The organism is Vibrio sp. 1288, assembly GCF_033344475.1.
The window spans coordinates 1-524 of record NZ_JAWPOX010001102.1 but is presented as its reverse complement, the minus strand read 5'-3'; the positions used below and the strand labels follow the sequence as shown (position 1 = coordinate 524).

Below are 524 nucleotides of genomic sequence, written 5' to 3'. Positions count from 1 at the left end.
TTCCTTGTGGTTCTACTCAAGTTGAGCGCCGTGCGATTCGTGAATCAGCATTGGGTGCGGGCGCACGTGAAGTTTACCTAATTGACGAGCCAATGGCGGCGGCGATTGGTGCTGGTCTGCGTGTTTCTGAGCCAACAGGTTCGATGGTGGTCGATATCGGTGGTGGTACTACTGAAGTTGCCGTTATCTCTCTAAATGGTGTGGTTTACTCGTCTTCTGTACGTATCGGTGGTGACCGCTTTGATGAAGCCGTTATCAACTACGTGCGTCGTAATTACGGCAGTTTGATTGGTGAAGCTACGGCAGAAAAAATCAAGCACGAAATCGGTTCAGCTTACCCAGGTGATGAAGTTCAAGAGATTGAAGTTCGCGGCCGTAACCTTGCAGAAGGTGTGCCACGCAGCTTTAGCTTGAACTCAAACGAGATCCTAGAAGCGCTTCAAGAGCCGCTATCAGGCATCGTTTCTGCAGTCATGGTTGCGCTAGAGCAGTGTCCACCAGAGCTAGCTTCAGATATCTCTGAA

1 protein-coding gene is annotated in these 524 nt (G+C 50.2%); it reads left to right on the top strand.

Annotation, left to right across the window (positions count from 1 at the left end; translation table 11 throughout):
- On the top strand, positions 1-524 hold a 524-nt coding region (locus tag R8O11_RS31125), incomplete at both ends, for a rod shape-determining protein (protein WP_318195378.1).